Raw genomic sequence first — 13,532 nt, 5'->3', positions numbered from 1 at the left:
CACCCCGCGTTCACATGGCGGGCCTTTCGGGGCCGATCCGGCTGCGTACGGCTGTCTGGACCTCGGCCTCCTCGGCCGGGTCGGCGGCGAGGCGGCGGAGCTGGTCGACGACGCGCGCGTCTCCGGTCTCGGCGTGTCTGGCGGCGATCTCGCGGGTGGTCTCCTCGCAGTCCCAGAGGCATTCGACGGCGAAGCCGGCGGCGAAGGAGGGGTCGGTGGCGGCGAGCGCGTGGGCGGCCCTGCCACGTAGGTGGGACGAGGCGGTCTCGCGGTAGACATGGCGCAGCACAGGTGCGGCGCAGGCGATGCCGAGGCGTCCGGCGCCGTCGACGAGCGTCCACAGGGTCGGCGCGTCGGGTCCTTCGCCCCGTACGGCCTCGCGCAGCGCACCGAGCACCAGGTCGCTGTCCTGGGCGCCGCCCCTGCAGGCGAGCATGCGCCCGGCGGCCGCGCCCAGCGCGTCGGGCCGGTGGACCCAGCCGCGGGCCCGGTCCACGGCGGCCATGCTGCGCATCCGTTCGAACGCGTCCACGGCGGCGTCCACGGCCAGAGTCGATCCGTCGGCCACCGCGCCCTCGATGAGATCGAGGGCGTCGGGATCATTGCCGTCGGCGAGGTAGCGCAGGGCGGTGCAACGGGCGCCGTCGTCGCCCGTGCGGGCGGCCTGGAGGATCTCCGGCCGGTCCTCGGGGCCGGCGACGGCCATGAGGCAGCGGGCGGCGGGGACATGGAGGGCCGCGCCGCGTTCGATGCCCTGCTGGGCCCACTCGAAGACGGCCCGAACGCTCCAGCCAGGGCGGGGTCCGGAGCTGCTCATCTGCCGCTGCCAGCGGTCGAAGCAGCCCGTTTCCTGGGCGGCACGCACGCGCGTGGCGATCGATTCGCGGGAGTCGTCGGCCCACAATCGCCAGGGCCGGGGCTCGAAGGAGTCACGGACGGCGGCGGCGAGTTCGGCCTCGCCCTCGGCGTCGGTGGTGAAGCGGGCCAGCACGGGCTCGGCGAGGGCACGCAGGCCTTCGTCGTCGTCCCTGAGGGCCAGCTCGTCCAGGGCCCAGGCCCAGTTGGAGCCGGAGGCCGCGTACCTGCGCAGGAGGGCGAGGGCGTCGCGCCTGCCGTAGGAGGCGAGGTGCCCGAGGACCGCGAGGGCGAGCCCGGTGCGTGACTCGCAGCTGTCGAGGAGGTCCTCGGCGTCGAAGAGGTGCCGCTCGATCTCGTCGAGCTCTCCGCTCAGGTCGAGGTAGAGACGGGCGTAGTACAGGGAGCGGTTCTCCACCTGCCAGTCGTGGCGGGGGTCGCTCAGCACACAGTGGTTCAGCGCCGCGAGCGCTTCGGCCCGCGGTGCGGTGAGCGCGTGCAGCGTACCGTCGCCGCGGCCCCGCTGAAGCAGGCCGAGCAGCGTACCGCTGGGCGCTATGACCGGTTCGAACATGGGAAACAGCCTCACATCAAGCGTCGACGCAACCGGGAATCCGCATTACCTGGCCGCGTGACAACACGTCGGGGCGCCCGCCGTCTCTTGCTTGCTGTAGACCATCTTCCTCTGCCTCTCGTCGGTGGCCCATGCGGACCGCATCACGGCCCACGCGGTGCGGCAACACCTGCCCAGCCATCATGTCCGTGAATCACGACGTCATGATGACCCGGTGGTTCTTCCTGCCGCGACCGAAATATCCGGCGGCCCCGTACCGCCTCCCCCGTTTATCTTGTTTTGCCTGGTCAGGACATGTTGATCAGTGTGCTGCGAACAGTTCGAGCAGGCCCGTCCTGCCGAACATCCGGGCCGTGTCCACCGCGTTCGGCGTCCCCAGGAGCGGGTCGGCGCCGCCCTCCAGAAGTGCCCGGATGACCGCCTCCTCGCCCTTGAAAACCGCCCCTGCGAGGGGAGTCTGGCCCCGGTCGTTGACACGGTCGGCCTCACCGCCGCGCACGAGCAGCGCCCGTACGGCTTCGGCGTGGCCGTGATAAGCGGCGAGCATCACGAGGGAGTCGCCTCGGTCATTGGTGAGGTTGGCCGGAACACCCGCGTCGACATACGCCACGAGTTCCTCGGTCTCGCCCCGCCGGGCCAGATCGAAGATCTTGGTCGCCAGCTCCACGACCGCGGGGTCGGGGGCTTCGCTCATCGCGGGACCGCCTCTCGTTCACTACGAAACATCAGCAGCGTACGTCGGCGAGGTGCGCCGCCGTACGAGTGAATCGCCAGGGTACTGGCTCCTCACGCACATGAGCGGACACAAGCGAGGCAAAGATCACATCAGGCCTCACCGGGCGCAACAGCCGCAACAGCCCAGCTCGGACGGTCCAACAACACGTCCACCATCCAGGTGAAATGATGAGAATTTTCCTCATTTGCACCTTTAATCGTATGGATACATGCTGTGACCCTGGAAGAACTCATGGTGACTGTCCCCTTCAACCAGGAGAACCCAAATGATCCTGTCCATCTCCGGCGTGGTCCTGCTCGGCATCATCGTCTTCCTCTTCTTCCGGAAGGACGGCCTCAAGGCCTCGCACGCCATCGTCGTCACGCTGTTCGGCTTCTACCTCGCGAGCACCGCCATCGCCCCGAGCATCAAGGCGGGCGGCGAAAGCCTCGCGGGCCTCCTGGGCGGGATCAAGTTCTGACCCGCCCCCCTTCCGTACGCACCCCCAGGAGACCGCAGTGACCCGGCTCCCTCTCCCCCGCATTCTGAGCACCGGCGGCGCGCATCTCGCGAGGAGCCGGGAGCTGGCCCGCACGGCGGCAGACAATGCCACCGATGTCCTCCATCCGCTGATCACCATCAGCCGTGGACTGCGCCACCTGGCGACGACCGGGCGGCGCAGGTGGGCCGACACCCCGAAGGACCGCCGCGGGTCGCTGTTCTTCCTGGTCGCCTCGGTCGTCCTGGTCGTGGCTCTGGTGCCGTACGGACCGCTGCTCGCCGTCATCGCGGTGATGGCGGCGGCAGCCTGGGCGGGCCGCGAACGCGCCGGCTCGCAGCCCCCGGGCCCCACCGAGCCCCAGAGCCAGCGCCTGCAGTCCCTCTACGAGGCGCTGGTCCCGTACTTCTCCACGTCCGACGACCCGGAACCCCTGTACGCCCACGGCGGCGCCTGGGACAAGGCGTTCCCCTCCTTCGACTTCGACCAGACGGGCCGCGTGCGCCGTCTCCTGATCCGCTACCCGGCGTACTTCACGGACGGCGAGGCGGCCTCGCGGGCCCGTATCGAGCAGCTGCTGCACGCCAAGGCGGGCCGCGGCCGCGAATACCGCTTCGACTGGGACGAGGAGGGCAACGAACTGACGGTCACGGTCCTCGCGCCCCTCCCCACCGACATCACGGCCCAGCGCTTCGTGACAGCCCCCGGCGAGCTGGTCCTCGGCTTCACCGACCCGGCCCACGTCCAGCGCACCCTGCCGCTCGCCCACGGCGACGAACAGCGCGACGTCCCCCCGGTCGTCTGGCGCACGGGCGTCCGCTCCACCGAGCCGCACCTCCTGGTCGTCGGCGAACCGGGCAGCGGCACCACGACACTGCTGCGCTCGCTGGCGATCCAGGCCCTCCAGTACGGCGATGTCGTCATCGTCGAGGGCGGCGGCAGCGGCGAGTACGCCTGTCTGACGGGCCGCGCCGGCGTCCTGGCCGTCGAGTGCGGTCTGACCGGGTCCCTGGCGAGCCTGGAGTGGGCGGCCCAGGAGACGGAACGCCGCCTGATCGCGACGAACCACGCCCGCCAGGCCAACCGTCCCACCCCGGACGACATCAGGCGCCCCCTCTGGCTGCTCCTCGACCGCCCGAGCGCGCTGACCCACCTGGCCTCGGCCGACGGCCGCGCGGACCCCCAGTCCCTGCTCGAGGTCCCCCTCCGGCACGGCCGCGCAGCGAACGTCACAGTGGTCGTGGCCGAGAACTTCGACCATCTGGACACCCTCACGGACGCCGTGAAACAGCACACACGCGCGCGCGTGGTGCTGGGCCCCGCGTCGGAGGAGCAGCTGACCTCGATCCTGGGCACCCCGCCGCCCACGACCCCCACCCCGGACACCCCACCGGGCCGCGGGTACGCCCGTCTCGGCGCACCCCCCGTCCTCCGCCTCCAGGTCCCGGCCACCCCGGACCCGTACGACGAGGAATCACCGGCCCCCCACCGCGAGGCGGTCCTGAAGCTGCTACCGATCCGCACGACGCCGGCGGACGAGACAGCGGCGGAGGTGACCGCCCCGTCCTAGCCGCGGGCAATCGTGCCGCCAGGGGCGGCACGGGTGGGCGCAGCGGCACCCCGCAAGCGCCGGTGAGCGAAGCCGCCCCCGCCCAGCCACAGCACCGGGCGCCCTACGACCAGTGCCCCAGCCGAGGCGCCGGGCGCCTGAACGCCAAGCCCCCGGAGAACGGGGTCACGCCACGAACGTCCGCGGCGCGTCGTTCCCCCCGGTCGCCCCCGTCCGAACCAACTCCGCCGCCGCGCCCAACCGCACGGCCGCCTCCTCCGCCACCGCACCGCCCACGGTGAACGGCAGTCGCACATACCCCTCGAACGCCCCGTCCACCCCGAACCGAGGCCCCGACGGCACCCGCACCCCCACCCGCTCCCCCGCCTCCGCGAGCCGCGACCCGGACAGCCCACCCGTACGGACCCACAGCGTCAGCCCACCCGCCGGCACCGAGAACTCCCAGTCCGGCAGCTCTCTGCGCACGGCGGCCACCAGCGCGTCGCGGTTCTCCCGGGCCTGGGCCCGCCGCACATCCACGGCCCGCTCCCAACCACCGGTGCTCATCAGCCAGTTCACGGCCAACTGCTCCAGCACCGGCGTCCCCAGATCGGCGTACGCCCGCGCCGCGACCAGGCTGCGGATCACCTCGGGCGCGGCCCGCACCCACCCGATCCGCATCCCCGCCCAGAACGCCTTGCTGGCCGACCCGACCGTGATGACGGTGGACCCCGCCGGGTCGAAGCCGCACACGGGCCGGGGCATCTCCACGCCCTCGTCCAGAGATAGCTCGCTCATGGTCTCGTCGACGACGAGCACCGTCCCGGCGGCCCGGGCCGCGTCGACCAGCCGCCGCCGCTGGTCCTCGTCGGCGAGCGCGCCGGTCGGATTGTGGAAGTCGGCGACGACGTACGCGAGCCTGGGCGCCGCGTCCCGCAACACCTGCCGCCACCGGTCCAGGTCCCACCCCGAGAGCCCGTCGGCCATCGCGATCGGCACCAGCCGTGCCCCCGCCTCCCGCATCAGCTGCAGGATATTGGCGTACGACGGCGACTCCACGGCGATCCGCTCACCACGCCCGGCGAAAAGGTGGCAGATGGCGTCGATCGCCCCCATCGCTCCTGTCGTCACCATGATCTGCTCGGGCATGGTCGGAATCCCGCGCGCGGTGTAGCGCTCGGCGAGCGTGGAGCGCAGCGCGGGCAGTCCGGCCGGGTAGTCACCGTGCGTGTGGGCGTACGGCGGCAGTTCCTCCAGGGCGCCCTGCACAGCCCGGGTGAGCCACGGCTCGGGCGCGGGCAGGGCCGCGCAGCCCAGGTCGATGATGGAGCCGAGCGCCTCGGGCGGCAGGGGCTCGAGGCCGCGCGCGGGGAGCGGCTTCCCGGCCGGTACGGCGGTCCAGCTGCCCGCTCCCCGCCGGGACTCCAGGAACCCCTCGGCGCGCAGGGCCTCGTAGGCCGCCGCGACGGTCGTACGGCTGACGGAGAGGGACAGGGCCAGCTCGCGCTCGGCGGGCAGCCGGGCCGCGACCGGCACCCGGCCCTCCAGCACCAGCAGCCGGATGCCGTCGGCGAGCGCCCGGTAGGCGGGCGGGCGGCGTGTGCCGGGCCCCGCCGGGCGTTCCTGCTGGGAGGTGAGCAGTCGGGCGAGCTGTGCGGCACCGATTGCCGAGGTCCACTGTGCCATGATTCCAGTCCACCTTCCCAGAATTGGCCATGGATGGCTTCTTCTTCCAAGCCACAGAGTGTCATGCGTAAGGCCACCAGCACCAACAGGGGGGTACGTTTTGTCCGCCAAGCGCCATCTGGGCCGCCGGTTGCTCCAGCTCTACACCGGTCTCGCGCTGTACGGCGCCAGCTCCGCGCTCCTCGTGGAGGCGGGCCTCGGCCTGGAACCCTGGAACGTGCTGCACCAAGGCCTCGCGGAACTCACCGGCCTGACGATCGGCGTGGTGTCGATCATCGTCGGCGCCGCGGTGCTCCTCCTCTGGATCCCGCTCCGCCAGCGCCCCGGCCTCGGCACGGTGTCCAACGTCTTCGTCGTCGGCATCGCGATGGACGCCACGCTCGCACTGGTGCCCGAGGCGCACTCCATGGCCGTACGGATTCCGCTCCTCGCCGCGGGGATCGTCCTCAACGGCGTGGCCACCGGTCTCTACATCGCCGCCCGCTTCGGCCCGGGCCCGCGCGACGGCCTCATGACGGGGCTGCACCGGCGCACCGGCCGCTCGATCCGGCTGATGCGGACGGCCGTCGAGGTGGCCGTGGTCGCCACCGGCTTCGCGCTCGGCGGCACCATCGGCATCGGCACGGTCCTGTACGCCGTCTCCATCGGACCGCTCGCCCAACTGTTCCTGCGCGCGTTCGCCGTCCCCACGGCATCGGGCGGCAGCACGGTCGTTGCCGCCGGGCCGTCGGAGCGGGCCATACTGCCCGGGTGACGACCTCCATTCGCCATCCGTACCTGGACCATCCGGGCCCGATCGCCGTCGCCCACCGGGGCGGGGCCGCAGACGGTCTGGAGAACACCGTGGCCCAGTTCCGGCGCGCGGTGGAGTCGGGCTACCGCTATATCGAGACCGATGTACACGCCACGCGCGACGGAAAGCTCGTCGCCTTCCACGACTCGACCCTGGACCGCCTGACCGACGGCGCGGGCCGGATAGCGGACCTGCCATGGCAGGACGTCCGGCACGCGCGCGTGGCGGGCGCCGAACCGGTCCCCCTCTTCGGGGAACTCCTCGAGACCTTCCCCGAGGTGCGCTGGAACGTCGACGTCAAGGCGGAACCGGCCCTCCACCCCCTGCTCAACCTGATCGCCCGCACCAACGCCTGGGACCGGGTCTGCGTCGGCTCCTTCTCCGAGTCCCGGGTCGCCCGCGCCCAGCGCCTGGCCGGTCCCCGTCTGGCCACCTCGTACGGCAGGAGCGGCATCCTGGGGCTGCGGCTGCGCTCGTGGGGTGTGCCGGCCAGGCTGCGCGGCTCGGCGGTCGCCGCGCAGGTGCCCGAGGCGCAGTCGGGTGTGCCCGTGCTCGACCGCCGGCTGGTCCGCGCAGCCCACGCGCGCGGGCTGCAGGTCCACGCCTGGACCGTGAACGAACCGCAACGTATGCACCGGCTCCTCGACCTGGGAGTCGATGGCATCATGACCGATCACATCGACACGCTGCGCAAGGTGCTTGAGGACCGGGGGACCTGGGTCTGACGCGCTCTCGCGCGGCCCGCTCCACGGGGAAGCGAGGGCACGGGTGGGCACCGACACCGTGCGGACGGACTCAGCCGACGAGGCCGCCGGGCGCCGGCGCGAACAGCGCGGCTGGTACTTCTACGACTGGGCCTGCTCGGTCTACTCGACGAGCGTCCTGACCGTCTTCCTCGGCCCCTATCTCACCTCGGTCGCCAAGTCCGCGGCGGACGCCGACGGCTATGTGCATCCGCTGGGCATCCCTGTCCGCGCGGGCTCCTTCTTCGCGTACTCGGTGTCCCTGTCGGTGATCCTCGCCGTCGTGATCATGCCCTTGGTGGGCGCGGCCGCCGACCGCACGGGCCGCAAGAAGCCCCTCCTGGGCGCGGCAGCGTACGTCGGCGCCGGGGCGACGGCGGGCATGTTCTTCCTCGCCGGAGACCGCTACTTCCTCGGCGGCGTCCTCCTGATCATCGCCAACGCCTCCCAGTCCGTGGCGATGATGCTCTACAACTCCTATCTGCCGCAGATCGCCCCGCCCGAGGAACGCGACGCGGTCTCCTCCCGGGGCTGGGCCTTCGGCTACGCGGCGGGCGCCCTGGTCCTGGTCGTGAACCTGATCCTGTACACGGCCCACGACTCCTTCGGCCTCTCGGAGGGCATGGCCGTCCGCGTCTGCCTGGCCTCGGCGGGCCTGTGGTGGGGCGCCTTCACCCTCATCCCGCTCCGCCGACTGCGCGACCGCGGAAACCCGACGGGCGAGGCAGGTGAGGCGAAGGAGGCGACGTCCCCGGGCCTGCGCCAGCTGGCGGCAACGGTCCGCGACATGCGCCGCCATCCCCTGACCCTCGCCTTCCTCCTGGCGTACCTCATCTACAACGACGGCATCCAGACGGTGATCTCCCAGGCCTCGGTGTACGGCTCCGAGGAACTGGACCTCGACCAGTCCACGCTCATCGCGGCGGTACTCCTGGTCCAGATCCTGGCGGTGTGCGGCGCCCTCGGCATGGGGCGGCTGGCACGGCGGTACGGGGCGAAGCGCACGATCCTCGGCTCACTGGTCGCCTGGACGCTGGTCCTGGGCGCCGGCTACTTCCTGCCCGCGGGAGCCCCCGTCTGGTTCTTCGTCCTGGCCTCCGGAATCGGCCTGGTACTGGGCGGCAGCCAGGCCCTCTCCCGCTCCCTCTTCTCCCACCTGGTGCCGCCCGGCAAGGAGGCCGAGTACTTCTCGGCGTACGAGATGAGCGACCGGGGCATGAGCTGGCTCGGCCCTCTTCTCTTCGGTCTGACCTACCAGCTCACCGGAAGTTATCGGGACGCGATCATCTCCCTGGTGGCCTTCTTCGTCCTGGGATTCGCCCTGCTCGCACGGGTCCCCGTACGGCGGGCGATCGGCGACGCGGGCAATCCCGTACCCGACAGGATTTAGCACCGGGAGCGAAAGGGCTGTAGTGTACGCGTTTGGCCTGCCAGGCGTACCGTTACTGCGCGTCAAAGATGCCGAAACGCTGGGTGACATCTACTGTCAGATGTGACAAACCGGGCGCGGGTGGGTACAACAAGGGCGGCTACGACGGCGACGCATGACCCGGAACGGGACACGGAACGGGAATCTTTACCGCCGACCGGACGTTGACCGGATGACGACGACAGCGACACCTGTCCTGTGGGCGACAAGCCCGGGAGGCACGATTCATGAGTGAGCGAGCTCTTCGCGGCACGCGCCTCGTGGTGACCAGCTACGAGACGGACCGCGGCATCGACTTGGCTCCGCGCCAGGCCGTGGAGTACGCATGCGAGAAAGGGCACCGCTTCGAGATGCCCTTCTCGGTCGAGGCGGAGATTCCGCCGGAGTGGGAGTGCAAGGTCTGCGGGGCCCAGGCACTCCTCGTGGACGGCGACGGCCCTGAGGAAAAGAAGGCCAAGCCCGCGCGTACACATTGGGACATGCTGATGGAGCGGCGCACCCGCGAGGAACTCGAAGAGGTCCTCGAGGAGCGCCTGGCGGTTCTCCGCTCCGGCGCGATGAACATCGCGGTACATCCGCGAGACAGCCGCAAGTCCGCGTAGCCCCTCCGGGGGTTGAGCGGCATACAGCGCGACAAAGACCGCAGGCGCCGTACGTTTTCGTACGGCGCCTGCGGTCGTGTTTTCGCTGCGGCCCGGTGAGGCTTGGTGCTGCGGCTGAGGCTTTGTGCTGCGGCCCGGTGAGGCTTGGTGCTGCGGCTGAGGCTTTGTGCTGCGGCCCGGTGAGGCTTTGTCGCGCAGTCCCCCGTGCCCCGTGCCCCTTCAGCGGCGCGGGTGCCTTCAGCGGCGCGGGTGCCTTCAGCGGCGCGGGAAACTGCGCGCGCAACCACCACGAACCCCACCCACCCGAACTCCGAGGCGCAGCGGGGTCGCTCTCAGCGGGCCAACGGCGGACGAGGATCCTGCCCACCCGCACCGGCCCCCGGCTCATCCCGGATGACCTCGCCCTGCACGACCTTCCCGTCCGGCCGATGAATCCGCGCCTGCTGAAACGCGTCCCCCAAACCCCCGGCCCCAGCCGCCCGCAGCTTCCGCTCGAAGGCCCGCTCCGCATACCCCCCGAGCGCCTTCTGCACCGGCGGTATCAGCAGAACCAGACCCACCACGTCCGAGACCAGCCCGGGCAGCATCAGCAGCAGACCACCGAGCATCAGGAAGCCGTTGCCCTCGCTCTTGCCGGGGCCGGACGCCGTACCCGCCTGCTGCTGTTGCAGCGTCTCGGAAAGCGCTCGGAAGGCCCGCCGCCCGGCTCGCTTGACCACCGCGGAACCGATCAGGAAACCGGCGACCAGCAGCAGAAAGACCGAGAACCCACCGGCCGCGCCCGCGACCACGGTGAGCAGCCAGATCTCCAGCACCAGCCAAGCGGCGACACCCAGCGGCAGAAACGTGCGCAGCCGGGAACGCGGGGGCCGGACGGGATACGTGGGGGTCGAAGCGCCAGTCGTCATGGTCCCAGTGTGCCTGGGCCCTGCTCAGTGCGGGATAAGGGAACGGTCAGCCGTTCCTGTGGGAACACAGGCCCGCGTCTGTGAGGCGCACCCGTTTGCGCCCCCGCCAGGCCCGCGGCCGGCTCCCTACTCGCCGGGCTGCTTGTCCCGCCCCACGACCTTCCCGACGCGTTCCCCCACACCCCACGCCGTGACCCGCCACAGCGCCTCGACGAGGATGTCCCGGCTCATCTTGGAGTCACCGTGCTCCCGCTCGACGAAGGTGATGGGCACCTCGACGACGTGGTAGCCCGCCTTGATCGCACGGCGGGCGAGGTCGACCTGGAAGCAGTAGCCCTGGGAGGCGACCTCGTCGAGGCCGAGCCCTTGCAGGGTCTCGGTGCGGAAGGCACGGTATCCGCCGGTGACGTCACGGATCGGGACGTCGAGCAGGACGCGCGAGTACAGGCTGCCGCCGCGGGAGATGAACTCGCGGGACTTGGGCCAGTTCACGACCCGGCCGCCGGGCACCCAGCGGGAGCCGAGGACCAGGTCGGCGCTCTTCAGCGCGGTCAGCAGACGGGGCAGTTCCTCGGGCTGGTGGGAGCCGTCGGCGTCCATCTCGATCAGTACGCCGTAGCCGTGCTCCATGCCCCAGCGGAAGCCCGCGAGATAGGCGGCGCCGAGCCCTTCCTTGCCCTTGCGGTGCAGCACCTGGACATGGTCGTCCTCGGCGGCCAGCTCGTCGGCGAGCTTGCCGGTGCCGTCGGGGCTGTTGTCGTCGGCCACCAGGACGTGCGCCTCGGGGACAGCCGCCCGCACCCGGCCGACGATCGACTTGACGTTCTCCGCCTCGTTGTAGGTCGGAATGATCACCAAGGCCGTGCCGAGCGGGCCGAACCGCCTCTCCTGGCCGGCTGCCGCGGGGGTCCCGTCGCCGTCGTTCACTACTGCCCCTTCAAGTCCGTACGCAGGGGTCCACCATAGTGGGCGCTGCCTGCTATGAAGCGTCGGCGCCTGTCCAGTGGGGTGTCGATTCGACAAGGGTTGCGTGGGAGCACGCTCTCAGCCGCCTGTGCGCCGTCACAGAACGGGGCGGAGCAAGTGCGGAACCGGGCGGAGGGTGCCGTCCCTGGGCCCTGTCGGAGCTGGTTGCGGGTCGGGGCCCGGCGCCCTTCGGGCCGGCCTGGGCCCCGCTGGCTGCGGGTCGACCTCAAGCCGTTGTCTACTGGACGTCCGGGCCCCTCCCGGAGTCGCACCATCCGACCGAGCCGCGACGTTCCCTCGCCGCAGCGCGGACACTGGGCCTGGCTCCCAGTGGTGGTGCGCCGGTGCGGCACACCACCCCTGACCCAGCGGCGCTTCGGCGACCGCGCGGAAGTTCCCCGGTCGGACGTCCGGTGGTGGACCCGGCCGAACCTACCTGCCCCCTGCCGTCGGCTGTCAACTGCCCCTCGACCTGCGGAATTTCCCTTACATCCCTGGTCGGCGGGGGAGGATACGCAGGTCGTGCGGCGGGGCGGCGGCCCCTTGTGGGAGACCTCGGCGCCGGGAGATCACTCGCCCGGCCGTACGAAGACCGTTCGCCCGCCAACCACCGTGCGCAGGCAGACGGGCAGGTCGGTGCCGGGGCTCAGGTCGGGCAGGCCGGGGGTGCCGGAGCGGGGGTCGGTGGACCAGCGGGCGACCCGGTCGTCGGGGGCCTGGACGACGAGTTCGCCGGTGCGCCACACGGCGTAGTCGGCGGGCGCGCCCGGCACCAGGATGCCCGCGTCGTCCCGTCCGATCGCCCGCCAGCCGCCCCGCGTGTGCGCCGTGAACGCGGCGCGTACGGAGACCCGGTGCTCCGGCGTGCGATGGAAGGCGGCAGCGCGGACCGTGCCCCACGGGTCGAGGGGGGTGACGGGGCTGTCCGAGCCGAAGGCGAGGGGCACCCCGGCGCGCAGCAGGGCCGCGAACGGGTTGAGGGCGCGGGCCCGCTCGGCGCCCAGCCGTCCGGCGTACATGCCGTCCTCGCCGCCCCACAGCGCGTCGAAGGCGGGCTGGACCGAGGCGGTGAGCCCGAGTTCGGCGAAGGCGGCGACCGCCTCGGGGGTGAGCATCTCGGCGTGCTCGACGCGGTGCCGGGCGGCCCTGACACGGGCGAGGCCGACCTTCTCGGCCGCCGCCCGCACCCCCTCGACCACGGCGGTCACGGCGGCGTCGCCGATGGCGTGGAAGCCCGCCTGGAGTCCCGCCTCCGTGCAGGCGGTCACATGAGCGGCGACGGCGGCCGCGTCCAGGTAGGCGGTGCCGGTGTGCTCGGCGTCGGCGTACGGCTCGTGCAGGCACGCCGTGTGCGAGCCGAGGGCGCCGTCGACGAAGAGGTCGCCCGCAGCGCCGACGGCACCCAGGGCGCGCGCCTTCTCCACATCGCGCTCGGCCCAGTAGCCCACGACCCGCGGTCCAGGCTCTTCGGCGGCGAGCCGCAGCAGCCCCGTGAAGTCCTCCTCGGAGGAGATCTCGGGGCCTCCGCACTCATGGACCGAGCCGATCCCGAGCGAGGCCGCGTGCGCGAGGGCGGCGCGCTGCGCCTCGGTGCGCTGGGCGGGGGTGACCACGCCGAGCGCGGTGGCCCGTACGGCATGGTGGGCGTCGCGGGTGAGCGGGCCGTCCGCGAAGCCGTCGGCGCCCGGGACGAGGTCGAGCAGTGCCGTGGTGACGACCGCCGAGTGGACGTCGATCCGGCTCAGGTAGAGCGGGCGGCCGCCGGTGGCCTCGTCGAGTTCGGCGCGGGTCGGCGGGCGGTGGCCGGGCCAGCGGGCGGCGTCCCAGCCATGGCCGAGGAGGACACGGTCGGCCGGGCGAGCCACCGCGAATTCCCGTACGAGAACGAGGGCCGCCTCCAGTGAGGGGGCGGTGGAGAGGTCGAGGCCGGTGAGCGCGAGGCCGGTGGCCGTGGTGTGCACGTGGGCGTCGGTGAACGCCGGGGTGACCAGCGCACCTTCGAGGTCGATCACCTCGTCGACGCCGTCCGCGAACGCGTCCGCCGCGCCCTCGGAGCCGACCCAGGCGATCTGCCCGTGCTCCACGACCATCGCGGTGGCGAACGGGTCGGCGGGGCTGTGGACTTCCCCACCGCGCAGCAACACGGTGCGATGGTCTTTTCGACTGGCGGTGCTCTCACTCATGGGGACAGTTTCGCGCCTGCCGCCCGCCCC

12 protein-coding genes are annotated in these 13,532 nt (G+C 71.8%); 6 read left to right on the top strand and 6 right to left on the bottom strand.

Annotation, left to right across the window (positions count from 1 at the left end):
• Positions 1-10 precede the first annotated feature (10 nt).
• Positions 11-1,429 (bottom strand): HEAT repeat domain-containing protein, encoded by a 1,419-nt coding sequence (locus tag SGFS_RS45920; protein ID WP_286258521.1) that lies wholly within the window; start codon positions 1,427-1,429, stop codon positions 11-13.
• A gap of 301 nt (positions 1,430-1,730) precedes the next feature.
• On the bottom strand, positions 1,731-2,123 hold the full coding sequence (locus SGFS_RS45915; protein ID WP_286258520.1) for an ankyrin repeat domain-containing protein: 393 nt from the start codon (positions 2,121-2,123) through the stop codon (positions 1,731-1,733).
• A gap of 307 nt (positions 2,124-2,430) precedes the next feature.
• Between SGFS_RS45915 and SGFS_RS45910 the strand changes: the two genes are divergently transcribed.
• Together SGFS_RS45910 and SGFS_RS45905 are read left to right on the top strand one after the other, a co-directional pair.
• Entirely contained in the window at positions 2,431-2,625 is a 195-nt protein-coding gene (locus SGFS_RS45910) for a hypothetical protein (RefSeq protein ID WP_286258518.1), read from the top strand.
• Positions 2,626-2,662: 37 nt separating this feature from the next.
• Positions 2,663-4,213, top strand: coding sequence for a hypothetical protein (locus tag SGFS_RS45905; RefSeq protein WP_286258517.1), 1,551 nt, complete (start codon positions 2,663-2,665; stop codon positions 4,211-4,213).
• A gap of 165 nt (positions 4,214-4,378) precedes the next feature.
• On the opposite strand, the gene SGFS_RS45900 is transcribed toward SGFS_RS45905, so the two are convergent.
• The gene (locus SGFS_RS45900; RefSeq protein ID WP_286258516.1) at positions 4,379-5,878 is read right to left on the bottom strand and encodes an SCO1417 family PLP biosynthesis transcription factor; all 1,500 of its coding nucleotides are present in this window, start codon (positions 5,876-5,878) and stop codon (positions 4,379-4,381) included.
• Positions 5,879-5,978: 100 nt separating this feature from the next.
• On the opposite strand from SGFS_RS45900, the gene yczE reads away from it, so the two are divergent.
• From yczE to SGFS_RS45880, 4 genes are all read left to right on the top strand, one after another.
• The gene (gene yczE, locus SGFS_RS45895) at positions 5,979-6,632 is read left to right on the top strand and encodes a membrane protein YczE (RefSeq protein ID WP_286258515.1); all 654 of its coding nucleotides are present in this window, start codon (positions 5,979-5,981) and stop codon (positions 6,630-6,632) included.
• On the top strand, positions 6,629-7,396 hold the full coding sequence (locus SGFS_RS45890) for a glycerophosphodiester phosphodiesterase (RefSeq protein WP_286258513.1): 768 nt from the start codon (positions 6,629-6,631) through the stop codon (positions 7,394-7,396). The genes yczE and SGFS_RS45890 overlap by 4 nt, the downstream gene beginning before the upstream one ends.
• 43 nt (positions 7,397-7,439) lie before the next feature.
• On the top strand, positions 7,440-8,804 hold the full coding sequence (locus tag SGFS_RS45885) for an MFS transporter (RefSeq protein ID WP_286258511.1): 1,365 nt from the start codon (positions 7,440-7,442) through the stop codon (positions 8,802-8,804).
• Positions 8,805-9,070: 266 nt separating this feature from the next.
• A complete protein-coding gene (locus SGFS_RS45880; RefSeq protein ID WP_003977404.1) occupies positions 9,071-9,445 on the top strand; it encodes an RNA polymerase-binding protein RbpA in 375 nt (124 codons plus the stop codon).
• Between the two features lie 332 nt (positions 9,446-9,777).
• Here SGFS_RS45880 and fxsA read toward each other — a convergent pair whose 3' ends face one another.
• The 3 genes from fxsA to SGFS_RS45865 form a co-directional block, all read right to left on the bottom strand.
• The gene (gene fxsA, locus SGFS_RS45875; RefSeq protein WP_286258509.1) at positions 9,778-10,353 is read right to left on the bottom strand and encodes an FxsA family membrane protein; all 576 of its coding nucleotides are present in this window, start codon (positions 10,351-10,353) and stop codon (positions 9,778-9,780) included.
• Between the two features lie 126 nt (positions 10,354-10,479).
• The gene (locus tag SGFS_RS45870; RefSeq protein WP_286258508.1) at positions 10,480-11,280 is read right to left on the bottom strand and encodes a polyprenol monophosphomannose synthase; all 801 of its coding nucleotides are present in this window, start codon (positions 11,278-11,280) and stop codon (positions 10,480-10,482) included.
• Positions 11,281-11,888: 608 nt separating this feature from the next.
• On the bottom strand, positions 11,889-13,502 hold the full coding sequence (locus SGFS_RS45865) for an amidohydrolase (RefSeq protein ID WP_286258507.1): 1,614 nt from the start codon (positions 13,500-13,502) through the stop codon (positions 11,889-11,891).
• Positions 13,503-13,532 lie beyond the last annotated feature (30 nt).

This window comes from Streptomyces graminofaciens, assembly GCF_030294945.1.
GTDB lineage: Bacteria > Actinomycetota > Actinomycetes > Streptomycetales > Streptomycetaceae > Streptomyces > Streptomyces graminofaciens.
This window is presented reverse-complemented; position numbering and strand designations above follow the sequence as displayed.

Excerpts from the sequence above, each read along its gene's own strand:
- SGFS_RS45910 (WP_286258518.1), top strand. The coding sequence starts at position 2,431 with ATGATCCTGTCCATCTCCGGCGTGGTCCTGCTCGGCATCATCGTCTTC.
- SGFS_RS45915 (WP_286258520.1), bottom strand. The coding sequence starts at position 2,123 with ATGAGCGAAGCCCCCGACCCCGCGGTCGTGGAGCTGGCGACCAAGATC.
- SGFS_RS45865 (WP_286258507.1), bottom strand. The coding sequence starts at position 13,502 with ATGAGTGAGAGCACCGCCAGTCGAAAAGACCATCGCACCGTGTTGCTG.
- fxsA (WP_286258509.1), bottom strand. The coding sequence starts at position 10,353 with ATGACGACTGGCGCTTCGACCCCCACGTATCCCGTCCGGCCCCCGCGT.
- SGFS_RS45920 (WP_286258521.1), bottom strand. The coding sequence starts at position 1,429 with ATGTTCGAACCGGTCATAGCGCCCAGCGGTACGCTGCTCGGCCTGCTT.
- SGFS_RS45900 (WP_286258516.1), bottom strand. The coding sequence starts at position 5,878 with ATGGCACAGTGGACCTCGGCAATCGGTGCCGCACAGCTCGCCCGACTG.
- SGFS_RS45880 (WP_003977404.1), top strand. The coding sequence starts at position 9,071 with ATGAGTGAGCGAGCTCTTCGCGGCACGCGCCTCGTGGTGACCAGCTAC.